The organism is Streptomyces sp. NBC_00286 (assembly GCF_036173125.1).
In the GTDB taxonomy this organism is placed as follows: domain Bacteria; phylum Actinomycetota; class Actinomycetes; order Streptomycetales; family Streptomycetaceae; genus Streptomyces.
Map to the genome: position 1 here is coordinate 4,105,236 of NZ_CP108054.1, position 19,816 is coordinate 4,125,051.

The following is a 19,816-nucleotide window of genomic DNA, read 5'->3' on the forward strand; positions in this document are numbered from 1 at the left end:
AGGAGTTCGTACGTGACCCTGATCAACCCACCACTGCTCACCCACGGCGGCACCCACGCCGCCCGCGCCTTCCGGATGATGGTCCGCGACCTCGCGCGCGGCTCCCAGGGCGTGACCGAAGGCGACGACCTCAAGGTGAAACAGCTGGAGACGCCCGGCGGGGGCGTACGGGTCGTGGACGGCTCCGCGGTGATCCGGGGCGCGACCTGGGGGCAGGGCTCGTACACGCAGTACAACGTCGGCGACGCCACCGTGCCCATTGCACCGACGGGCGCGACCCCCCGCTCAGACCTGCTCTGCCTACGCGTGGAGGACCCCGAGTACGAAGGCACCCGCAACCCGGAGACAGACGAGATCGGCTACTTCCACGTGGTCAGCAACGTGTCACCCACGGCCACGACGGTGCCCTCCGGGATGACAGCGATCCCGCTCGCCCGTATCGACATTCCGGCCAACAAATGGGTGATCATCGACCCGTTCATCAAGGATGTACGGCAGATCGCGAACCCGCGCCGCGAACGGACGCTCTACACCGCCTACCCCGGCTCGCTGAACAGGCTCACCGCCCAGAACGGCCAGTGGTACAACTGGCCAGCTCAGGCCCGCTGGAAGGTGCCCATCCCCACCTGGGCCACCACCGCCAAGCTGGTCGTCACCGTCGCCGGGCTGCGGCTGTCGGAATCCGACGTGTTCGCCTACATGCAGACCGTCCTGGGCACCGACTACGGGCAGTCCACAGCAATCGACGACGACGGAGGCTCCCGAGCCCGCCGCAACACGGTCGTACTCGCCGACACGATCTCGCTCTCCGCGGCGCTGCGCGGCACCACGCAGGACCTGTACATCCGCACGCAGCCCTCGAAGATCGAGTGGGGCAACCTCGGCGTCGACCAGGCGACCTCCCTGATCGCAGACGTCGAGTTCACCGAGGGCGTGCAGTGAGGCCGGGCCGATGACCGCGTCGTACCGCTACCGCAGCTGGCACGCCCTCACCGGCGAACTGCTGGCCACCGACCTGCCGCTGTCCCAGGTCGAGTTCGGGCTGGCCCTCAACGCGGCCGGCGACTTCTCCGGCCGCCTGGAGCCGCGCTTCGCCCACCTGCTCCCCGCCCAGCTCGACCCCGGCAACACGCTGCTGACCGCCGAGCGGAACGGCACGCTGCTGTGGGGCGGCATCGTCTGGCGAGCCGAACCGGAAGGCTCCGCCTACCCGATCGAGGCGACAGGCTGGGGCAGCTACCTGCACCGCCGCCACGACATCCACGGCAACCTGGGCGGCCGCGGCCCGTACACGTACGCCGATCCCTGCCAGGTCATCCGCGACGTGTGGTCGTACGCGCAGTCCCAGCCTGACGGGAACCTTGGGGTGACGGTGGACGCCACCACCAGCAAGGCCAAGGCCGGCACTCCTGCCGAGCCGTACAGCACCGACTGGTGGGAGGCCCCGGTACTCGGCGAGGTCGTCGACAACATAACCGAGATCGAGGGCGGCCCCGAGTGGACCGAGAGCACGGACTGGACCACCACCGGGCGGCCGGGCGGCCGTATCCGCCTCGGCTGGCCGCGCCTGGGTGCCCGCCGCACGGACATCTCCTTCGCCTCCGGCACGAACGTCGCCGCCACCGTCCCAGTGACCTACGACGCCGACGCCTACGCCCAGGTCGTCATCGCCCTCGGCGCGGGTGAAGGCCGCGGTCGCCGCCGCGCCATCGACGCGATCCGCAACGGCCGCCTCCGCCTGGAACACGTCCTCGAAGTCCCCGCTGAGAAGGCCAACGACCGGCTCGCCACCCGCGCCCGTACCGAACGCACCGCCCGCCAGATTCTCGGCGAGGTCACCGAGATCCAGGTCCTCGACCACCCCGCAGCCCGGCTCGGCGGCTGGCAGATCGGCGACGACGTACGCGTGTCTCTGCACGACCAATGGTCGGACTTCGACGGCTGGTGCCGCATCACCGGCTGGACGCTGCGCCCACCCCAGGGCCAGGACCCCGAACGCATCACGCTCACGCTCGCTCGCGCCGACCGCTTCACCTACGGGAGCTGACCGCGATGGCCAACGACTTGGCGCGGCTGGCTGCCCGCATCGCCGCCCTCGAGCGCCGCCTCACGCAACAGACCCGAACCTCCCGGCTCGCGTACTCCTCGATCGACGACGGCGCGGTGGAGGTGTACGACGCCGGCGGTTCGCTCCGCGCCATCATCGGCCAGCAGCCGGACGGCACCAGCGGCGTGATCGCGGTCAATGGCCCTCGTCCGCCCATCCCCTCCGCAGCCCAGGTGGAACCGGTCCTCAACGGCCTACGCATCACCTGGGACGGCACCTTCGCCGACACGGAAGCCGCTCCGCTGGACCTGTCCCGCATACAGGTCCACCTCCTGAAATCCCCGGAGACCGAACCCGACGTGATGTGGCCCGCCGCGACGATCGAAGCTGCGTCAGGCGCCTCGGTCACGATCGCCACGAACTACTACGGCGCTCTCTGGGTCCGCCTGGTCGCGGTGAACACCTCCGGCACGCCGAGCACCCCCTCGGCCGTGGTCCAGACGGCAGCCCGCCGCGCCGCCTCCGCCGACCTGGGCAACGGCGTCATCCAGCAGGGCCACGTGGCCGTGGGCGCCATCACCACACCCCACCTTGCGGTCGGCTCGGTCACCCCGGAGCAGATCGCCGTGGGCCAGGGCACGAACTTGATCCCGGACCCGGGCTTCGAGGGCGCGGTGATCGCAGGCGCGGTCGCCGCAGCCGGAGCGCCCTGGTCCCTGGCCCGCGGGAACCGCACCGGAGTAGGCGTCCGCGTGGACTGCCTCGCAGACGAGGCGACGTACTTCACGCTGCCGCTGGCCACTGTGCCCGTACTGGCCGGCGCCCAGCTGTACCTCGCCGTCGACGTCCTGGTCTCCGACGACCTCGACGCCCAGGCCGTAAAGATCCTCGCCCGCTGGGAGAACGCAGCCGGAACGGTCCTCGGCCACGGCGTCGTGGAGAAGCCGGACGCGACCCCCGGTATGTGGCAACGCATCACCGGCCAGGTGGCCGCCCCACAGGGCACCACCCAGGCGGTACTCGCCCTGGAGGCATCTGCGGCCACAACCGGCTGGGCAGTCTTCGACAACGCCGAGGCCCACACCATCTTCGGCCGCGTGGTCGGCGGCGCCCGCGCCGAACTCGGTCCCGACGGCCTACGCCTGTACGACGAGACAGGCGAACCGGCCGTCTCCCTGGTCACCGGCACCCCGCAGTACTTGACCCTGCGCAGTGGCGGCCACGCGGTCGCGACGATCGACACGAACGGCAACGCGGGTTTCGCGGACCTTGCCGTGGCCGGTGAGCTGACGGTCGGCGGCGACCCGGTGACGGCCCTACTCGGCGCACAGGCCCGCGGCCTGGTCGCGATCGACTACCAAACAGCCTCCGTACGCACGACCGGCAGCGAGTACGGCTTCGTCGAGCTCGCCTTCGAAGCGGACACGACCCGCATGTACCGGATCGTCTTCGACGCGATCGCCAACCCATCCGCCCCCGGAGGAGAACTACAGCTCCGCCTACGCGACGGAGGCACCGCCGCCCCCACCATCAACTCCCCCCAACTTCAGCTGGCCACCCACCACTTGGCCATCGGCAACTCCAGCCGCGTACGCCTGGAACTCATCCGCTCCGGCACCACACTCGGCGCGGGCCTGCACCGCCTCCTGATCACCTTCAAGAACGAGTACGGCCCCGACGGCCAGTACGTCGACCTGTACGGCGCCGCCAACAGCCCCGGCGTCCTGTACGTCGAGGACATCGGCGCCCACGTACCGGAAACGGGCGGCTACAACACCGGAGGCGGCACCAGCGCCCCGCCCGCCCGCACGTACACCAAGACGTACGCGGCGTCGTGGTCCGGCTCGTACGCGAACCGCTCCGGCTACAACGCCTACTACGGAAACAGCTGCCTGCAGGGCTACTACAGCTCCAACAACGGCATCCAGGCGAGCCTGATCGGCTTCCCCGCCCAGCTCGCCACGGACCTCTCCGGAGCGACGATCCGGAAGGCGGAGGTCTACCTCTACTTCGAACACTGGTACTACGCAGCCGGCGGCACGGCCGTCATCCGCGCCCACTCGCACGCTGCCCGCCCCAAGAAGTTCTCCTGCGACACCGAGGCGAAGAGCATCAACTGGTCCCGCAACCAGGGCAAATGGGTCGACATCACATCGGTCTTCGACTCGACGAAGTGGCGAGGCATCGCCCTCGACCCCAACACCACCAACCGCACGTACTACGGCCGCGCCCGCGGCGTAGGCCAGACGTACTCGCCCAAGCTCCGCGTCACGTACACCAAGTGACCGCCCAACGAAGGGAGAAGAGGTGCCCGCCCTCTACGGGGACCTGATCACAAACGGCAGCTTCACAGCCGGAACAACGGGCTGGTGGACCGGCGACCCGACATACGTCACGGTGTCCGCCCCCGGCATCGGCCTGGAAGCCACCGCCACCACGGACGCGACGAACCTCTGGGACGCCTTGCTCGGCCAGAACAACGTCATCCTCAGACCCGGCTGCCGCTACACCCTGTCCTTCACGGCCAGAGCCAGCCAGCCCGGCACCACCCTCCGCGCCCTGGTCGGACTCGGCGCCGACCCCTGGACCCCGGCGCTCGACAAGACGCTGACCCTCGGCACCGCGGACACCTGCTTCACGCTCCCGTTCACCTCGCCCCTGGACACGGCAACGGGCCAACTCACCTTCCAGTTCGGCCAGTCCACAGCAGTCACCGTCCACCTCACCGAGATCCGCCTGACCTGCTCAACCGTCGACGAGGGCTTCTACGTCGACCCGGACTCAAACGCAGCGAAGTGGCTCACCACCGCCAACCGGGACGACCCCCGCACGAAGAAGATCGACCGCTCCCTGGCCCGCCGCCCAGGCGCCCGCTGGTTCGGCGACTGGAACAAGGACATCAAGACGGACCTCGACGCATACGTCGGGGCCGCCGCGGCCAAGGGCCAACTCCCGATCATCACCCTCTACAACATCCACAACCGAGACAACGGCGGCGAGAGCTCCGGCGGAGCCCCCTCACCGGAGGCATACCGAGCCTGGATCGACGCCGCCGTAGCCGGCATCGCCGACCGCCCCGCCCTCGTCATCGTCGAACCGGACTCCCTCGCCCAACTCGACAACCTCCCCACGGCCGCAGCCCGCACCGACCGCACCGCACTGATCGCATACGCCGCCCAGGCCCTCGGCACCCTCCCCGCCACCACGGCCTACCTGGACGGAGGCAACGCCGCCTGGATCCGCCCCGCCGAAATGGCCACCCTCCTGCGGAACGCAGGCGTCGCACACGTCCGCGGCTTCGCGGTGAACGTCGCCAACTTCGACGCAGTAGACGTCTGCTGCACGTACGCCACTCAGATCACCATCGAGCTCGCCCGTCTCGGCGTACCTGGAACCGGCTTCGTGGTGGACACCTCGCGTAACGGCAACGGCGCCATGAACGCCGAGGGCCAACACGTCGACTGGTGCAACCCGGCCGGCCGCCGCCTCGGCGTCCCCAGCTCCATTGGCGTCGGCGGCGCCGACTACCTCCTCTGGATCAAGGTTCCAGGTGACTCCGACGGCTCCTGCGGCATCGGGGACGGCCTCCCCGCTGGAGCCTTTTCCCCGTACCTCGCCGAACGGCTCATCGATGGCTGGTAGGGCGGTTCACTCGCGCCTTCTCTTCACCTTGGGCTCATAGGTGCATCTGTCTGCCGCGATGACTGCGGACTCGGTCAATGTGCAGGCTCGTAGGGAGATTTGAAGTTGCAGGCAGTGTTCTTCGTCCGACGCATCCCGGGCGGGATTCATCGGACACCCCAGGCTCCCTGATCTAGTTGGTGTCACAGCCGATGCCGTCTCCGTCGCGGTCGAGTCGGTGCGGATCGGAATCCCCGACCCAGACGGGACCGGAAAGGTCCGAGCAGTCGACGTCGGGACCGGGTGGTGGTCCGGGGGGCAGTGAGGAGCCTGGGTCTGTGTCGGGGGGCAGCGGGGTGTCGGGTTCCTCGGGAGTGGTGGCTGTCGTGTCGCAGGCGAGCCAGAGTCCTGACAGGTCCTGCTCGGCGGCGTCGCCGGCCTGGGAGATCTGCGGCCAATACTTGTCGTTGGGCGGATAGAGGACGGCCTTGGCGTGCCCCGTGCGTACCAGGGACTGGTTCACGAATTCGTCCTTGTCGTTCCAGACGTACAGCAGGTAGCGGTCGTATGGGTCTTTGAGTTCGACGTCGCGTTCGATGCGCACGGTGGAACCCACGGGCAGCAGTTCCGCCGTGCGGGCGGTGGCTTCACTGCTGTAGCAGGCCCCCACCTCGGGCGCATCGATTTCCAGCAGGCGGACCTTGGTGGTCTGGCTCTGGGGAAGGATTTCGCTGCCACCGCGGACTTCTATGGTGTCACCGTCGATTATCCGCTCCACGATGACTTCGGCGCGGCTGGTCCTCTCGGCGGCTGCGGGTGCGTCGTCGGGACGCTTCCCCGGGGTGGACTGCTCGGGTGGCTTCGCGGGAGCCTCTGTCGGCGCCGTCGTTTGGGTGTCAGTCGGAGCTGATCCGGGGTTTGTTTCCTGACCGGCTCGATCAGCGCAACCCGTGACCCCCATGGTGAGAATCAGGACCAGCAAGGTGAGTGCGCCAATCAGCCATGGCGTATTTCGCTGCCACACGTTGGGATCTAGTTTCTGGGACGGGTTCATGTCAGCCGCCTGCGCTGCCGGGTTTTCCTTTCAGGGGAACATGTCGCCCGCAAGGGGGTGCCATGTGCGTTACGTGCGGCCCGCAGAAAGGCAAGACGCCCACTCCCTGGGGCCCCAGTTGCTGTGAGTATGTGCTCCTAACGAGGCCGAGGGCGGCGGAGTCGGATGCGGCACCGGTCTCTCTCGGGTGTCGAGGGCCGGTGGGCTGCATCACCGGCGTGCGCTAAGAGGTGGCGACGACTGCCAGTAGGAGGATGAACAGCGCGGCGGCGGCGATCAGGGCGGTGTTGTGGAGGGCGTTGTTCTTGCGAGGGTTGAGCCAGTCATAAGGCCCGCGCTCAGACGGAGCGGGGGCCGGGAGGTCGGCGGTGAGCTTGTCGAGGTCGGAGAGCATCTTGGCCGAGTACAGGCGGTCGATGCGTTCGGAGTGTTCTTCGCCGGTCAGGTAGCCGTGGGCGTAGGCGTCGTGGAGGGGCTGGGCCCTGCTGTCGCGGTCAGCGTCGCAGGCGCGCACGTCGGGGCGGGGTGGTGCGGGGGGCGGGGGCGGGGCGTGGCGGCGGTTCCAGTCCCGCACGTACAGGGCGTAGAGGATGTTGCCCGCGCCATAGGTGAACAGGGCGTAAAGAACGTGCAGGCCGGCGGACTGCTTCTTCGGCCAGGCGAGGCCGGACGTGGGGTTGTTGTTGATGACGAGCGGTGGAACCGGTTGCGGGTGTATCTGATGCGGGGGGTACTGACGAGTATCACGTGGCGGAGTCACGACGAGCGCCGGGAGGTCGGCGGTGAGCATGTCCAGGTCGGAGAGCATCTTGGCCGAGTACAGGCGGTCGATGCGTTCGGAGTGTTCTTCGCCGGTCAGGCAGCCGTGAGCGTAGGCGTCGTGAAGAGTCTGGGCGGTGCGGTTGCGGTCGGTGTCGCAGGCACGTACGTGACGAGGGTCGGGGTACTGAGTCATGGCGAAGCCTTTCTCGAATTTCTTAGGGGGTTCGGCGGCTGGTGGACGCCATCGCAGTACGGGTATCGCGTCCCCCGGTCGCCCGACTGCACTATCTGCGGAACAGGCAGATGACGGCGATGCGTTCGCCACTCTTGCCGCCCAGCGCGCCCATGGCCTTACCTTCACCGACAGACATGTGGTTCATCTTCCAGCCCAGGGATTCGATGGCTTCGATCTGATCGTTGATGCCGGTCATGGCACCCGTGGCGAGGCTGCTGGTGTTGGCTTCAATGAATTTGAAGACCAGTACATGGCGACCCGCGTCAATGGTGTGTTGGGCGTCGTGCAGTGCGGCGTCACCCTTGGCCTTGTTGATGATTCCCATGAGTCGTTCCTTTTTACTTGCCCCGATAAGTTAATGATGGACCTCTTTCGCCTATCTTCTACAAAAAAAGACAGAAATATTCTGAGTGGATCAGGTCCCCACCCTTCGGCCGCCGGGGATCTTGGGCGCAACGGGATCCTCTACCGCCTATGGACCGGCGTCCCCTGGCGCGATCTGCCCACGTACTACGGGCCGTGGAAAACGTCTGAAGACCGCACCGTTACCGTCGCCGCGATCCGCTTATGGCTCCGCTCATGATCCGCCGGACCGATCGTCGCTTCCGTCGAGATGTTCGGATCACGCTATGACGCGCCATAGGTTAAGCTCCGCGCGCCGGGCGCCCCTCCGCTCTGCGACACAGGCAAGATGCAACCTCGAGGGACCGCCAGCTGGCTCCTGGCGTTGTTCAACCAAATGGAGGCGCGGGGAGAAAGCGTCCCGACGTGGCCCAGCCACTGTCCGCAGACCAATTCCTGGCCGTCCTCAAGAAGTCCGGCGTCCGCGTCGTCGAGCACGGCAGCTGGCGCACCAACAATCGCAACCACAAGGGCGCCTGGGGCCCGGTCCACGGCGTCATGATCCACCACACCGGCCCGTACTCCACCGAAGCCGGCATGGTGGACCTCTGCCGCACCGGCTACACCTCCCTGCCCGGCCCGCTGTGCCACGGCGTCATCGACCGCTCCGGCACCGTCCACCTCGTCGGCTACGGCCGCGCCAACCACGCCGGCTCCGGAGACGACGACGTCCTCAAAGCCGTCATCGCCGAGAAGCCCCTGCCACCGGACAACGAGGCCAACACTGACGGCAATCCGCACTTCTACGGCTTCGAGTGCATCAACACCGGCGGCGGACAGGCATGGCCTGCGGCCCAGTTGGACGCCATGCACAAGGTCAGCGCGGCCCTGTGCCGAGCGCACGGCTGGACGGCGCGCTCGGTCATCGCCCACAAGGAGTGGCAGCCCGGCAAGCCGGACCCCGCGGGCATCGCGATGGGCGACTTCCGTACGGCAGTTGCCGAGCTCCTCAACACCAAGCCGGATCCGGACACGGACGACGAGCCGGAGTACGCGCCGTTCCCCGGCGCCGACTACTTCCGCGTCGGCCGCCGCTCCGCCCTGATCACGGCAATGGGCAAGCGGCTCGTCGCGGAGGGCTGCGGCAAGTACGCCAAGGGCCCCGGCCCCAACTGGACCGACGCCGACCGCCGCTCCTACGCCGCCTGGCAACGCAAGCTCCGCTACTCCGGCGACGACGCCGACGGCATCCCGGGCCCCACGAGCTGGGCGAAGCTCCGCGTCCCCGCACCCTGACCCAAATTCCGAGAGGACCTCTGCCCCATGGCCACCCTCAACATCGCGCCCAAGCTCGTCAGCGACATCGCCGAGCGCACCGTGCTCACGTACGTCGAGGCATTCCTCGGCCTCCTCCTCGCCTCCGGCACGACCAACCTCATCGCTCTGTCCGCACTCGAGTCGGCAGCCATCGCCGCGATCCCAGCCGGCCTCGCCGTGGTCAAGGGAGCCGTCGGCTCCCTCCTCGGCCGCGCCGGAACGGCCTCGTGGCTCCCCGCCAGAACCGACCCCGCCTCCACCACCCTCAACTGACCACCGGAGCAGTCGCCATGCCCGACGGAGAGATCGCCCTGGAGCTCGCCGAACTCCGCCGCGCCCTCGAAGTCGGGCTCGCGCGCATCGACGGCCAACTCGCGCTCCTGGTCCAGCGATCGGACCAGATCGACAAGGCCGTCGAGGAGCTGGACGCCAGGGTCGCCGCCCTCGAAAAGAGCCGGTGGCCCCTCCCCGCCATCAGCACGCTGACCGGCCTTGCCGCGCTCGGCGTCGCCATCTGGTCGGCAACTGGCCGCTGACGCCGCCGGATTACAGACCCTCCCAGAAGACAAGGAGATCGGATTGACCATGCCCGACCTGTTCTGGGCCAACCTGCTGGTGCTCGGCTTCACGTACGAACTGTTCACCCTGGTGGACATCGAAGACGGCAACACCCTCTCCGAGCGCGTGCGCGCCTGGTTCCGCATCCACACCCGTCCGGGTCGCGCGATCTTCACCGTCGGCTGGACGGGCTTCGCCGTGTGGTTCCTCATTCACGTTCTCACCGGCTGACCGTCACCTTGCGTTCGATCACTCGTAGAAGACCGTGACGGGGCTCCGGCATATCCAGCAAAGACGCAGCATGATCTCGTCGGCCGGATGCGGCCGCTCGTCGCCCGGCTCGAGCAGGAAGCCGTGCGTGGTCGCCAGGTTCTCGCTGCCTGTGGCCTCATAGCAGGCCCGGCAGGCGGCGCTCCGGCACTTCGTGCAGCGGTACCCCCCTCCGGCACGGATCACCTCGTCGGCGGTCTGCGCGAAGTCCACGGTGTGCCAAGGGTGGCCGCAGTCCGGGTCATCGCAGGGGAACTCGAAGTTGGAGGAGCACGGCATGATCGGATAGCCGCAGCGGGCGCAGTGAGTAGGCGATGCTGTCAACTCCGCGAGCGGCGTGCGCTCGGGGATCTCGACCAGGGCGCCGTCGGCCTCGTCGAAGATCATGATCATGTCGCGGCCGAGGTTGCGGTACGGCGTCTCTACGATCACGTAGTAGCGCTCTTGGCGTACGTCCCGGCGGCGCAGGTACTCCAGCGCGACGGCCTCGGACTTGACCCAGGACACCTCGTAGACCTTGCCGTTGTCCTTGATGTCCATGACATTGGCGCTGTTCTCGACGCTGTCAGCGTACGGGCGCCACTTGCCGTACGCCTGGGTGCCCGGCTCGTACGTGGTCTGCCTTCGTCGTCTCCACCACATGGGTCGAGTATCAGGACGTCGGGCGGGACCGGTCCCGAGAACGAATGCCGGGTGGCGTTCGTCGGGCCGGGAACCCGTCGGTGTGGGTGCAGGAGGAGCGGGCTCTGTCCGGGCCACCGGCACTCATCAGCCAGGAGCCGGACTCTGCGTGAAGCCCACGATGATCAGTCGGGGCTTCGAACAACTATGCTTGATGTATCAAGTCAGTTTTATGGAGTCGAACGGTCCGGAGGGCGCTGTGGCGGAGAAGCGGTTCCCCTATCTACTGGGGCACGCGGAGATCGCGTTCCTCTACGGAGTGGAACGGCAGACCTCGCAGCTCTGGAAGACGCGCGGCGTACTGAGGGAGCCGGACGCCGTCATCTCCGGGAATCCCTACTGGCTGCTGCCGACCGTGCTCGGGCTCGCAGAGGACGGGGCACGGGAGTACCTGCCGGGGCGGCTGAAGGAGTACAAGGCCGGCATTGATGGCGGGTACGAAGTCGCCGACGCGGCCGAACTGCCTGACATCGTCGGGCTGAAGGAGATCCCTTGGGTCTTCGGCAAGAAGTACATGGACGTCTATCAGTGGCGGGTCCGCAAGAGCTTCGCGGCCGAGGACGCGATGGTCTCGGGCTCGCCGCTGTGGCTGCTGGGCACCGTGCTCAAGGACGCTGAGCAGCGCGGGCGCACCACGGTCCAGGAAGGTATCGACCGGATCCGTTCGGGCGAGCGCGAGCAGATCAAGCCCCGCGGGCGCAAGCCGTCTGCCGAGCCCAAGCCGACGCCCACGCCCTTGCCGGAGGCGCGGACGTTCCAGCCCGGCCAGGACTCGGCGGAGGATGTCGCGGCGTTCGCGGCGGAACTCCTGAACGCCGGCTTCTCCATGACCGTACGGCCGAAGCGCTGATCCCGGGTCAGGGCACATCTGCATCTGCACGTTCCGGGCCCGTGCTCCTGACCGAGATGGTTCGCCAGATTGGCAGCACTGTCTGCGCATGATGCAGCTGCCCTGCACACCCTGGAAGCCCTTTGGCATCCGGTGTGACGGCCGCGGCTCTGAAGCCGGATGACACTCACACATAGACCCAAGGGCCGTGACATGCGATCGATCTGCGGCGCGGTCTCCCCATCTCACTGCTTGCATCACTGCCATCTAGTTGCACATTTGGAAACTAGATGCTAGAAGTGAGATGTACTCGATGGGTGAAGGGACAGTCATGGGGAAGAACCCGGACTCTGCGGAGCAATTGCGAGCGGTAGACGAAGCGCCGGTACTCACGAAGGGTGCTTCCGTCGCCGAGCGGGGCTTGGGCGTATTGTCTGCGGCACTCGTGTTCACGGTGTTGGTGCTTGCGGCGTCGCACGAGGTCGCCGCGGTCCTGGGAGGCGTGGTTCTGCTAGTCACTCTGGCTGTTGTGCTCAGGTGGCGGTGGTTCCATCTCAGAGCTCCGGGCAGGAGGCCACACGGCAAGATCGAGGATTGGGTCTCGTTCCTGACCCCGGTGGCGCTGGCGATTCCGGCGCTGCGGATTCTGTGGAACAACCCGACTGACCTTCCGGCAGCCATGGCCGGGGCTACAGTGCCGACGGTCCTTCTTGCTGTCTATCTCGTTCTGCGGTGGAGGCGCTGACATGTCAGCGCAGCCAAGGACGCGCCTATCGACGGTGATGCATTCCCCTACCCGGCTAGCCATCCTGGGGGCACTCCGGCACGTCCAGCAGATCAACTTCGCCGACCTTCAAAGCTCACTGGAGCTCTCCACTTCGGATCTCTCCCGGCAACTCGGCATCCTGGAGCGGGAAAACCTGGTTGAAATTGCCAAGTTCCGTGAGCGGCGGCATGCGGTGACGAGAGTTCGCCTTTCGCCGTCGGGGCGTGAGCAGTTCGAGGAGTATCTGCAAGAGCTTCGTAAGGTTGTTCAAGGAAATATCGGTTAGACCGGCCGACGGTCTGCAGCCAATGCGTGTGGCGGGGCCAAGGCCCCGCCACACTAAGCAAATCACTGGGACTGACGTGATCGCCCTATCCCCCGTGGGTCGTCACGCCCAAGGCGTGGCACACCAGATGGAGCTGGCGGCCAGAGAGGCAGCGATCCCGACAACTCCGCCCTTGCCGGCCAACTTGATGCCGCGCTTGGCCGCCTCCTTTGTGATGAGACGTGCAGCATCGGACCACCTCTTCTCGGACAGCTTGTTCATGATGGCGGTGGTGGCTCCACCGAGCCCGCCGAGCCCCACGGCCTTCAGAAGACACTTGCCATAGCTGTCCTTCTTGGCGGCGGCCGCGCGAAGCGCGGGCGCCGCCTCGGAAGCCGAGGATGCAGGACGCTGGGCAGCTATCTCAGCCTCCACCGCATCGGCGAAGGCGGAGCCGAACTTGGCGACAGCAGCCTTTCGGTCGAACTTGCCGTCAGACGTGCGCAGTTCACCCTCGTGGAGAGCCTCAAGGTACCCAGCCAGCTCGTCAATCTGCTGCTGAGTAACTTCCTCTGTCGAAACCGACGCGACTGCAGAAGGCTGAACGGCGGCGTGGGCGGCGCTGACGCCACTGAACGTGACAGCAGCCGCGCACACAAGCGAAACAAGCGCAGTACGACGGAACGTCTTCATGCGTGCTTTCCCCTTAGTCATGAGAGAACTGGGCTCGATGGCCCATCAATTCGCGCGGCGTGCACACAGGTTGGTCACGTGCTGTGGTTCCCCCGCTCGCCGCGTGAAGATGATGTAAGCACACGTGATGGTTTGGTTGTTACTCGCAGGTTGAGGTCTGAGGAAGAATTGAGGTTATCGAGTCGGAACTGTTGGCCTTCCTGTGTGATCGTGTAGCCGGCGTGCCCGGCACGGAAGTAGCCGCGGACGACGTGGGGTTGGCGCTGGCAGCGGTGCAGGAAGCGGCGGGTCTCGTGAGCGCTGCCCGTCCTTCTTGGCGTGGCAGTCCTGGCCGTCCGTAACCGCGTCAAACACTGACCCAGCACTCCCACGGGCCAGTCCGCTACCGCCAACTTGCTGCCGATCGTGCACACCCCGTGCGCGATGCAGCCGCTACCTCTAAGGTGTTGGCACGACATGTGTTCAGGTAATGCATCGTTGCAATGGGGGCGTGATACGTGTATCGACAGCCAGAGCTTCCACTTGAGGTGGCCGAGGCGGAGTGGCCCCAACCTCGGCGCGAACCGTCGCTCGACGAACGCTTCGAAGCGTTTCACGCCTCGCATCCGTGGATCTTCGAGGCGCTGGAGGAGCTCACCGCGCAATGGGTCCGGGATGGGGGCGGCCAGATCGGGATCAAGGCTCTTTTCGAGCTGCTCCGTTGGTCGTCGCCGCGCATCGCGGGCGGAGAGCCGTTTCACCTCAACAACAACTACACCTCGCGCTACGCGCGCCTGCTGTGCGCGCGACATCCGGAGTGGGCGGGTGTGTTCCAGCTGCGCAGCTTACGTGCGGGCCGCGACGAGTGAGTACAAACTTGACGGTTGAGATCCTGTGAAATAGATTTTTATCAACTTCAATTGATCGCAACATATGTTGTGACAGTTGCAAGCTTCAAAGGGGTTCAGTGTGTTTGGAGGGGATGTGGCCGACGCTCCGGTCACCTGGCTCGCGATCCGCGAGAACCAGAAGGCGTTTGAGGACCAGCAGTTACGTGCGCTGCGCGCGGCGTTCCCGGATCTGGTGGAGGCCAGTCCGGCGCAGCTGGGGATCTTCTTCCACTACTGCAAGGCGTCCGGGCTCGATCCGTTCGGCCGGCAGATCTACATGATCAAGCGCAAGTCGCGCGGTGAGATCCGCTGGACCATCCAGACCGGCATCGACGGGTACCGGCTCATTGCGCGCCGGGCCGCCGACCGGGCCGGGCAGTCCATCGCGTACGAGGACTTCGTCTGGTACGACGCCGAGGGCGGCGAGCACACGGTGTGGTTGCGCGACGAGCCGCCGGCCGCGTGCCGGGTCGTCGTCTGGCGTGGAGACTCCCGCTTTCCCGCCGTCGCCCACTGGCGCGAGTACGCGCCGAAGGTGTGGGACTACGAGGCACAGGAGTACAAGCTCGGCGGGCTGTGGCCGCAGATGCCCGCCAGCCAGTTGAGCAAGGTTGCCGAGGCGCTCGCGCTGCGTCGGGCCTGCCCGGCGGACCTGTCCGGGCTCCACGTGGACGAGGAGATGCACGCCGCCGACGTTGCCGAGTTCCGTGAGGGTGTGAAGGCGGCAGTGGCTCGTCTTCGGTCTGCGAAGGAGCAGCGGCCGGTGGAATCGTCAACTGGCCAGTCCGCCACGGGCGTTGTTGACGGCGAGGTTGTTGAATCGGCCGAGCCGAGCAGTGACGCGGAAGCGGAAACGGCGGTGGAGGCGCAGTGCGCCCCGGAGGCCGCCGAGTCATCCGCCGCCGGCAACGCCGAGGACCGTATGGCCTCGGCGGAGAACGAACGCGACAAGCTGGAAGAGGCCCGAGCCCGCGTCCGGGACGCTGCGCAGCGGCTTGGCCTGGGCTTTGACGCCGTCAACGACCGTTGCTTCGACGACTTCGAGGTCTCGTTCCAGGACGCCACCGCCGAGCAGTTGAGCGAGCTCGCAGACGCCTTGGCCCCCACCGCCGACGCCACGGACAGCCCTTCGGACGGCGCCTCTGACTCCGAAGCTCCCGGCCGCAGAAAGGGGTCGGCGCGCAAGGCGGCCCCGGCCAAGAAGACCGCGAAGAAGACGGTGGCGGCCAAGAAGGCGACCGCCCGCGCCACGAAGACGCGCGGCACCTCGGTGCGCGCCGCGAAGTAGCCATGTCCGGCCCGCCGTTGGAGCGGGCCATCCTCCTGACAGAGCCCGGCTCGGGCCCGAGAGAGTGCGAGAACTCATGCCCACGGACACAGTTGACGCATCCACCGACGCGTCCGTCGACGTCAGTACAGTCCCGGTCCCCGACCTTTGGAAGGGAGCACATCGCGACGACCGCTCCCGGCCTCGTTCCCGGCAACGACAGCTCGGCCCGTCCTCCATCGGCCTGTGTAGACGCCGAGCCGCGTACGAGGTGCACGGCACCTGGCCGACCGACCTCGACGACAACATGCACGCCGCGATCCTCGGCACCTGGCTGCACGACGGCATCTTGCGCGTGCTGGCCGAGCAGTACGGCGCCCACACCGAACTGGAGCTCACCAACGGCGTCATCCTCGGCCACGCCGACGCCTACTGGACGCCGAGCGGACAGATTCCCGGCGTCGTCGAGGACGTCAAGACCAAGTCCACCCGCGCGCTCGACGTCGTCGTACGACAGGGACCGAGTCGGCACGAGTGGTTCCAAGTCCACCTCTACGCATACCTGTTGCGCACCGGCGGCCTCACCGAGCACCCTCACCTGCCGACCGGCGACCCCCTGGAGGTCGACGTCGTACGGCTGCGCTACGTCGGGCGCGAGTACGGGCAGGTCGTCGTCCACCAGCGCGCGTACGACGAGGACGTCACGCGGCAGGCGCTCGCCTGGGCCGAGGACGTCCTCGAGAGTCCGGAGCCCGAGGCCATGCCGCGCGACCTCGATGGCCCCGGCCTGTCGGTGATCTGCGACAACTGCCCGTTCAAGACCACCTGCTGGCAACTCGACCAGCTCGCGGACGACGGACGCGCCCCGCAGACAATCCTCGCCGAGGACACCGCGGCCATCACCGACGCCCTGAGCGCGTACGCCGACGCCGCCGAAATCGAAAGCGCCGCGAAGAAACGCAAGGCCAAGGCCCGAAAGATGCTGGACGCCGCCGACGCCGGCACCTACGGCAACTTCCAGCTCTCCTGGTCCGGTGGCAAGCCGCGCCCGCCCGAGCCCGACGCCGAGGCGATGCAGCGCATCCTCGAGGGCCTCGGCCTCGACATCCCGCTGAAGTCGGGCGGACGCACCTCCCGCACCATCGGCGTCACGCGCCTGCCCGAGACCTCCTGAGTACGGAAGAGGGGGACGGCAGTTGAGCATCGAGGCCATGGCCTGGGCCTTCCGGCAGGACATCACCAAGCCGGGCGCGAAACTGGTCCTGCTTGCCCTGTGCGACTTCGCCGATGAGTCGTGGTCGTGCTTTCCCGGGCAGGCCACCTTGGCGGCAAAGACGAGTCAAGGAGAGCGCACCGTACGCCGGCACCTTGAGTGGCTGGATGAGCAGGGGTTCATCGTGTCGCACGCCCGTTTTTCGGACGGGCGCCGCACCAGCAACCGCTACACCATCCATGCCCCGCGCCCACAGGCACCACCGTCGTCGGGCTCGACAGCGGCCGGTCCCGGCGCGGCGGCACCGGAGGGCAAGAAGGCCGGGAAGAAGGGCGGCGGAGGGCGGGCAAAACAGGCGGCCAAAACGGCCACCGGCCAGTCTGACCAGCGGCCAGAACCGGCGGGGGAACCGGCCACTTTGGCCGGGGAACCGTCAGAGAACCACCAGAGAAATACCCCCCTACCCCCGGCGGGCGGTAACGGTCGCGACGGGACCGGCGGCTGCGCGGCCCACCCCGATGCCCTCGCCGCCAACTGCCGCGGCTGCGGCACCAGTCCACGTGCCCGTCGTGCCGCTGCTGCAGCTCAGCAGAAGCTCGAGAAGGACGAGCGAGCTCGCGGCCGGGACCGCCAGTGGTTCGAGGAGGACCGGGCTCACCGAGCCCGCGCGGCGGAGCTCAAGGCTCGGGGTGCTCTGGACGGCCTGAGGCGGGCCGCGCGTGAGGGCATCAGGAAAGGCCGAGGTCAGGGCCTGGGGAGCGCTCGAGCCGACATAAAGAACACTTGACGTCAGTTGATCAATGTTGATAAAATGTTATCAACATTGCAAATCGACCCATTCCAACTCGGAGGATTCGACCGGTGTTCCGACATCTCACCCCCGACGAACGGCGGGCGCTCACCGCGAAACTCGCCGACCAGGGCGTCACCTCTCAGCAGTTCGCGCAGGCCCAGGAGCAGGCGCGCGTAATCGGCGAAGCCCTGGCCCGCGCCTACGGCGAGACTCTCGGCCGTACGGTCACTCCGGTGCAGTTCATCACCGAGGTCCTCGGCGTCGAGGGTGCCGGCCGCCTCCTCGTCTGCGCCCTGCGTGAGGTCACGGGCCGTCCCGACCTGTACCGGGACCTCTGATCGCGTACGGCGCTTTCGCACGTCGTGACATGTGTGGCGACAGACGTAGGACCCCACGCACCCTCAAATGGGCGCCCCGACCAGAGCACGAGGAAACCGATGAGCAGCACGAGCAACATCCCCCTGGCCGACATCGTCGCGATAGTCATCGCCGCCCGCGTCCAGGGCCCGCCCGCCCTCCGAACCGCCCCGGACGGCAGACCCGTACGGGTCCTGACGTTGCGCGGCATCCGCCCCGGCGAGCTGTACGAGTTCACGCTCGACGACGGCCATCGCCGCTGGTGCCTGGAGTCCGTCACCGACGAGAGCGGCGTCGCCATGCACGGCCGCACTCTCGGCCGGCGCCTCTCCGCGCGCCTGAACGTCCTGCACGGCACCGCGTCCGTGCACTTCACCCCGCCACCCACCTTCCCGCACGCCTGACGTAAGGAGAAAGCGACGTGGACCAGCCCACCCGGGAACAGTTACTGCACGCCGAAGCCGCCAAGTACGGCATCGCCCCGGACGTCATCGAGCGCGCCGTCAGCGTCATCGCCGCCGTGCAACGCCGCGACCGCGCCGACTACCGCGCCAACTTCGGCAGAGAGCTGACCCCCGACCGGTGGCTCGCCGCCTACGGCGTCTCCGGCTTCCAGGAGCTGTGCACCCGCGCGGCCCATCACGCCGGGCTCCCCGACGGCGCCGTCATCATGCGCATCGTCGCCGCCGTCGCCCCCACACCCGAGCCACGCGACGACGACCGCCCCATCGAGTTCTGGGCCCGCCCCATCACCGACCCCGCCGAGGCGACGTTCGCCGCGTACCGCGTGACGTACGAGGACCCGCAAGACGGCCACTGCACCGGCTTCGACTGGTCCGGAGCCCTGCTGCGCCGCACCGTGCGCGAGGCCACCGCACGCCGGCAGGGCGCGGCCTGCCTCGAAGAGGCCACCGGCATCGTCGTCTTCACCGACAGTGACCTGCGCGGCGTGTACGTCGCCCGCCCCGCACCGGGACGCGCCCAGCCCGGCTGCGTCCGCTGCGGCCAGTGGGAGAAGGAGCACACGCTGCACGAACGCTTCGGCTCCTGCCCGCAGTTCGTCACCGAGGCCGCCCCGCTGGCCGCGGTCGGCGCGCCGTAGCACCACAGCCGCCATCTGGAGCACCCATTCGGGGCCGTGCGCGACGCCCGGCCCCGGTCCAACCCCTGTCATCTGCAAAGGAGTTCAGCCATGCCCCCAACACCCTGGCGCGCAGGAGGCGCGCAACGGCAAGGCCGCCGCGAAGTCCAGGCTGACGCGTTCGCAGTCGCGGGCGATCAGGCCACCGGACGTATCGCCGTCGCCGTGACCGACGGCATCGGCGACACGCCAGCAGCCGCCAAAGCGGCCGACCTGACCGCGGAGGAGGCCGCCGCCGCGGCGCTCGCCGCGATGCCTGAGGTCGGCTGCGTCAGCGCCCGCAACCAGCTCACGGTCAGCGGGATCACCGCGGACGCGTCCATCGTCACCGCGTTGTTCGACCCGTCCCACAGCCGCGTCCAGATCGCCTGGGCAGGGGTGTGCCGCGCGTACGTCCTCACCACCGAAGGGCAGCTCCAGCGAGCGACGTACGACCACTCCCTCGGTGAACGCATCCGCCGCCACACCGGCAAGCACGGCCCGCTGCCGCTGTACGACCGCAAGGTCACCCGCACCGTCGCGCGCCACGAGTTCGTGACCACGTCCCTGCCCGCCTGCAGCACCGTCGCCGTCCTGCTGTGCACCGACGGCATCAGCCAGAGCCTCACCGACCCGACGATCGTCGCCGCCCTCCAGTACGACGACCCCACCGAGGGCGCCGAACTCCTCGCCAGCGCGGCCGGCATCAACGGACCGGACAACGCGACAGCCGTCGTCGTCCGCCGCACTCACTGAC

The 19,816-nt window shown here is 67.7% G+C and carries 24 protein-coding genes; 19 read left to right on the forward strand and 5 right to left on the reverse strand.

Annotation, left to right across the window (positions count from 1 at the left end):
- The first annotated feature begins 12 nt into the window (after positions 1 to 12).
- From OHT21_RS18475 to OHT21_RS18490, 4 genes are read left to right on the forward strand one after another with little or no spacing between them, the layout of a single operon-like run.
- Positions 13 to 942, forward strand: a complete 930-nt coding sequence (locus OHT21_RS18475) for a hypothetical protein (protein ID WP_328769435.1) — start codon at positions 13 to 15, stop codon at positions 940 to 942.
- 10 nt (positions 943 to 952) lie between these two features.
- Positions 953 to 2,047, forward strand: a complete 1,095-nt coding sequence (locus OHT21_RS18480; protein ID WP_328769436.1) for a hypothetical protein — start codon at positions 953 to 955, stop codon at positions 2,045 to 2,047.
- Between the two features lie 5 nt (positions 2,048 to 2,052).
- Positions 2,053 to 4,332 (forward strand): hypothetical protein, encoded by a 2,280-nt coding sequence (locus OHT21_RS18485; RefSeq protein ID WP_328769437.1) that lies wholly within the window; start codon positions 2,053 to 2,055, stop codon positions 4,330 to 4,332.
- 22 nt (positions 4,333 to 4,354) lie between these two features.
- Complete coding sequence (locus OHT21_RS18490) at positions 4,355 to 5,689, forward strand: glycoside hydrolase family 6 protein (RefSeq protein WP_328769438.1); 1,335 nt, start codon at positions 4,355 to 4,357, stop codon at positions 5,687 to 5,689.
- 172 nt (positions 5,690 to 5,861) lie between these two features.
- On the opposite strand, the gene OHT21_RS18495 is transcribed toward OHT21_RS18490, so the two are convergent.
- The 3 genes from OHT21_RS18495 to OHT21_RS18505 all read right to left on the reverse strand — a co-directional run bounded on the left by OHT21_RS18495 (position 5,862) and on the right by OHT21_RS18505 (position 8,044).
- Positions 5,862 to 6,722 carry a thermonuclease family protein gene (locus tag OHT21_RS18495; protein WP_328769439.1) on the reverse strand — a complete coding sequence of 287 codons (861 nt, stop codon included), beginning with the start codon at positions 6,720 to 6,722 and terminating at the stop codon, positions 5,862 to 5,864.
- Positions 6,723 to 6,945: 223 nt separating this feature from the next.
- On the reverse strand, positions 6,946 to 7,677 hold the full coding sequence (locus OHT21_RS18500; protein ID WP_328769440.1) for a DUF1707 SHOCT-like domain-containing protein: 732 nt from the start codon (positions 7,675 to 7,677) through the stop codon (positions 6,946 to 6,948).
- A 91-nt stretch (positions 7,678 to 7,768) separates the two neighbouring features.
- Positions 7,769 to 8,044 carry a hypothetical protein gene (locus OHT21_RS18505; protein ID WP_328774464.1) on the reverse strand — a complete coding sequence of 92 codons (276 nt, stop codon included), beginning with the start codon at positions 8,042 to 8,044 and terminating at the stop codon, positions 7,769 to 7,771.
- Positions 8,045 to 8,487: 443 nt separating this feature from the next.
- Here OHT21_RS18505 and OHT21_RS18515 point away from each other — a divergent pair, with 443 nt between their 5' ends.
- Genes OHT21_RS18515 through OHT21_RS18530 form a run of 4 tightly spaced genes read left to right on the forward strand, consistent with a single transcriptional unit; the run spans position 8,488 to position 10,167 of the window.
- Entirely contained in the window at positions 8,488 to 9,357 is an 870-nt protein-coding gene (locus OHT21_RS18515) for a peptidoglycan-binding protein (protein WP_328769441.1), read from the forward strand.
- A 27-nt stretch (positions 9,358 to 9,384) separates the two neighbouring features.
- Positions 9,385 to 9,651, forward strand: coding sequence for a hypothetical protein (locus tag OHT21_RS18520; RefSeq protein ID WP_328769442.1), 267 nt, complete (start codon positions 9,385 to 9,387; stop codon positions 9,649 to 9,651).
- Positions 9,652 to 9,668: 17 nt separating this feature from the next.
- Positions 9,669 to 9,914: a hypothetical protein gene (locus OHT21_RS18525; RefSeq protein WP_328769443.1), complete on the forward strand. Its 246-nt coding sequence runs from the start codon at positions 9,669 to 9,671 to the stop codon at positions 9,912 to 9,914.
- Positions 9,915 to 9,963: 49 nt separating this feature from the next.
- Entirely contained in the window at positions 9,964 to 10,167 is a 204-nt protein-coding gene (locus OHT21_RS18530) for a hypothetical protein (RefSeq protein WP_328774139.1), read from the forward strand.
- Between the two features lie 18 nt (positions 10,168 to 10,185).
- Here OHT21_RS18530 and OHT21_RS18535 read toward each other — a convergent pair whose 3' ends face one another.
- Positions 10,186 to 10,848 (reverse strand): hypothetical protein, encoded by a 663-nt coding sequence (locus OHT21_RS18535; protein ID WP_328769444.1) that lies wholly within the window; start codon positions 10,846 to 10,848, stop codon positions 10,186 to 10,188.
- A 211-nt stretch (positions 10,849 to 11,059) separates the two neighbouring features.
- On the opposite strand from OHT21_RS18535, the gene OHT21_RS18540 reads away from it, so the two are divergent.
- The 3 genes from OHT21_RS18540 (at position 11,060) to OHT21_RS18550 (ending at position 12,768) form a co-directional block, all read left to right on the forward strand.
- Positions 11,060 to 11,737 carry a hypothetical protein gene (locus OHT21_RS18540; protein ID WP_328769445.1) on the forward strand — a complete coding sequence of 226 codons (678 nt, stop codon included), beginning with the start codon at positions 11,060 to 11,062 and terminating at the stop codon, positions 11,735 to 11,737.
- Positions 11,738 to 12,047: 310 nt separating this feature from the next.
- Positions 12,048 to 12,461: a hypothetical protein gene (locus OHT21_RS18545; RefSeq protein ID WP_328769446.1), complete on the forward strand. Its 414-nt coding sequence runs from the start codon at positions 12,048 to 12,050 to the stop codon at positions 12,459 to 12,461.
- Position 12,462: 1 nt separating this feature from the next.
- Positions 12,463 to 12,768: a winged helix-turn-helix domain-containing protein gene (locus OHT21_RS18550; protein ID WP_328769447.1), complete on the forward strand. Its 306-nt coding sequence runs from the start codon at positions 12,463 to 12,465 to the stop codon at positions 12,766 to 12,768.
- 102 nt (positions 12,769 to 12,870) lie between these two features.
- Here the strand turns inward: OHT21_RS18550 and OHT21_RS18555 are convergent, their stop codons facing one another.
- Positions 12,871 to 13,440, reverse strand: a complete 570-nt coding sequence (locus tag OHT21_RS18555) for a hypothetical protein (protein WP_328769448.1) — start codon at positions 13,438 to 13,440, stop codon at positions 12,871 to 12,873.
- Positions 13,441 to 13,967: 527 nt separating this feature from the next.
- On the opposite strand from OHT21_RS18555, the gene OHT21_RS18560 reads away from it, so the two are divergent.
- The 8 genes from OHT21_RS18560 (at position 13,968) to OHT21_RS18595 (ending at position 19,815) form a co-directional block, all read left to right on the forward strand.
- Complete coding sequence (locus OHT21_RS18560) at positions 13,968 to 14,288, forward strand: hypothetical protein (RefSeq protein WP_328769449.1); 321 nt, start codon at positions 13,968 to 13,970, stop codon at positions 14,286 to 14,288.
- Positions 14,289 to 14,403: 115 nt separating this feature from the next.
- Positions 14,404 to 15,597, forward strand: a complete 1,194-nt coding sequence (locus OHT21_RS18565; RefSeq protein ID WP_328769450.1) for a recombinase RecT — start codon at positions 14,404 to 14,406, stop codon at positions 15,595 to 15,597.
- Between the two features lie 76 nt (positions 15,598 to 15,673).
- A complete protein-coding gene (locus tag OHT21_RS18570) occupies positions 15,674 to 16,750 on the forward strand; it encodes a PD-(D/E)XK nuclease family protein (protein ID WP_328769451.1) in 1,077 nt (358 codons plus the stop codon).
- A gap of 22 nt (positions 16,751 to 16,772) precedes the next feature.
- Positions 16,773 to 17,576: a helix-turn-helix domain-containing protein gene (locus OHT21_RS18575; protein WP_328769452.1), complete on the forward strand. Its 804-nt coding sequence runs from the start codon at positions 16,773 to 16,775 to the stop codon at positions 17,574 to 17,576.
- A gap of 74 nt (positions 17,577 to 17,650) precedes the next feature.
- Positions 17,651 to 17,920 (forward strand): hypothetical protein, encoded by a 270-nt coding sequence (locus tag OHT21_RS18580; protein ID WP_328769453.1) that lies wholly within the window; start codon positions 17,651 to 17,653, stop codon positions 17,918 to 17,920.
- A gap of 99 nt (positions 17,921 to 18,019) precedes the next feature.
- Positions 18,020 to 18,343 (forward strand): hypothetical protein, encoded by a 324-nt coding sequence (locus OHT21_RS18585; RefSeq protein WP_328769454.1) that lies wholly within the window; start codon positions 18,020 to 18,022, stop codon positions 18,341 to 18,343.
- Between the two features lie 17 nt (positions 18,344 to 18,360).
- Complete coding sequence (locus OHT21_RS18590) at positions 18,361 to 19,041, forward strand: hypothetical protein (protein WP_328769456.1); 681 nt, start codon at positions 18,361 to 18,363, stop codon at positions 19,039 to 19,041.
- Positions 19,042 to 19,131: 90 nt separating this feature from the next.
- Positions 19,132 to 19,815, forward strand: coding sequence for a PP2C family protein-serine/threonine phosphatase (locus OHT21_RS18595; RefSeq protein ID WP_328769458.1), 684 nt, complete (start codon positions 19,132 to 19,134; stop codon positions 19,813 to 19,815).
- Position 19,816: the final 1 nt, after the last annotated feature.

Excerpts from the sequence above, each read along its gene's own strand:
- OHT21_RS18535 (WP_328769444.1), bottom strand. The coding sequence starts at position 10,848 with ATGTGGTGGAGACGACGAAGGCAGACCACGTACGAGCCGGGCACCCAG.
- OHT21_RS18555 (WP_328769448.1), bottom strand. The coding sequence starts at position 13,440 with ATGAAGACGTTCCGTCGTACTGCGCTTGTTTCGCTTGTGTGCGCGGCT.
- OHT21_RS18585 (WP_328769454.1), top strand. The coding sequence starts at position 18,020 with ATGAGCAGCACGAGCAACATCCCCCTGGCCGACATCGTCGCGATAGTC.
- OHT21_RS18480 (WP_328769436.1), top strand. The coding sequence starts at position 953 with ATGACCGCGTCGTACCGCTACCGCAGCTGGCACGCCCTCACCGGCGAA.
- OHT21_RS18545 (WP_328769446.1), top strand. The coding sequence starts at position 12,048 with ATGGGGAAGAACCCGGACTCTGCGGAGCAATTGCGAGCGGTAGACGAA.
- OHT21_RS18595 (WP_328769458.1), top strand. The coding sequence starts at position 19,132 with ATGCCCCCAACACCCTGGCGCGCAGGAGGCGCGCAACGGCAAGGCCGC.
- OHT21_RS18530 (WP_328774139.1), top strand. The coding sequence starts at position 9,964 with ATGCCCGACCTGTTCTGGGCCAACCTGCTGGTGCTCGGCTTCACGTAC.
- OHT21_RS18525 (WP_328769443.1), top strand. The coding sequence starts at position 9,669 with ATGCCCGACGGAGAGATCGCCCTGGAGCTCGCCGAACTCCGCCGCGCC.
- OHT21_RS18505 (WP_328774464.1), bottom strand. The coding sequence starts at position 8,044 with ATGGGAATCATCAACAAGGCCAAGGGTGACGCCGCACTGCACGACGCC.
- OHT21_RS18550 (WP_328769447.1), top strand. The coding sequence starts at position 12,463 with ATGTCAGCGCAGCCAAGGACGCGCCTATCGACGGTGATGCATTCCCCT.
- OHT21_RS18500 (WP_328769440.1), bottom strand. The coding sequence starts at position 7,677 with ATGACTCAGTACCCCGACCCTCGTCACGTACGTGCCTGCGACACCGAC.
- OHT21_RS18495 (WP_328769439.1), bottom strand. The coding sequence starts at position 6,722 with ATGAACCCGTCCCAGAAACTAGATCCCAACGTGTGGCAGCGAAATACG.
- OHT21_RS18540 (WP_328769445.1), top strand. The coding sequence starts at position 11,060 with ATGGAGTCGAACGGTCCGGAGGGCGCTGTGGCGGAGAAGCGGTTCCCC.
- OHT21_RS18570 (WP_328769451.1), top strand. The coding sequence starts at position 15,674 with ATGCCCACGGACACAGTTGACGCATCCACCGACGCGTCCGTCGACGTC.
- OHT21_RS18485 (WP_328769437.1), top strand. The coding sequence starts at position 2,053 with ATGGCCAACGACTTGGCGCGGCTGGCTGCCCGCATCGCCGCCCTCGAG.
- OHT21_RS18520 (WP_328769442.1), top strand. The coding sequence starts at position 9,385 with ATGGCCACCCTCAACATCGCGCCCAAGCTCGTCAGCGACATCGCCGAG.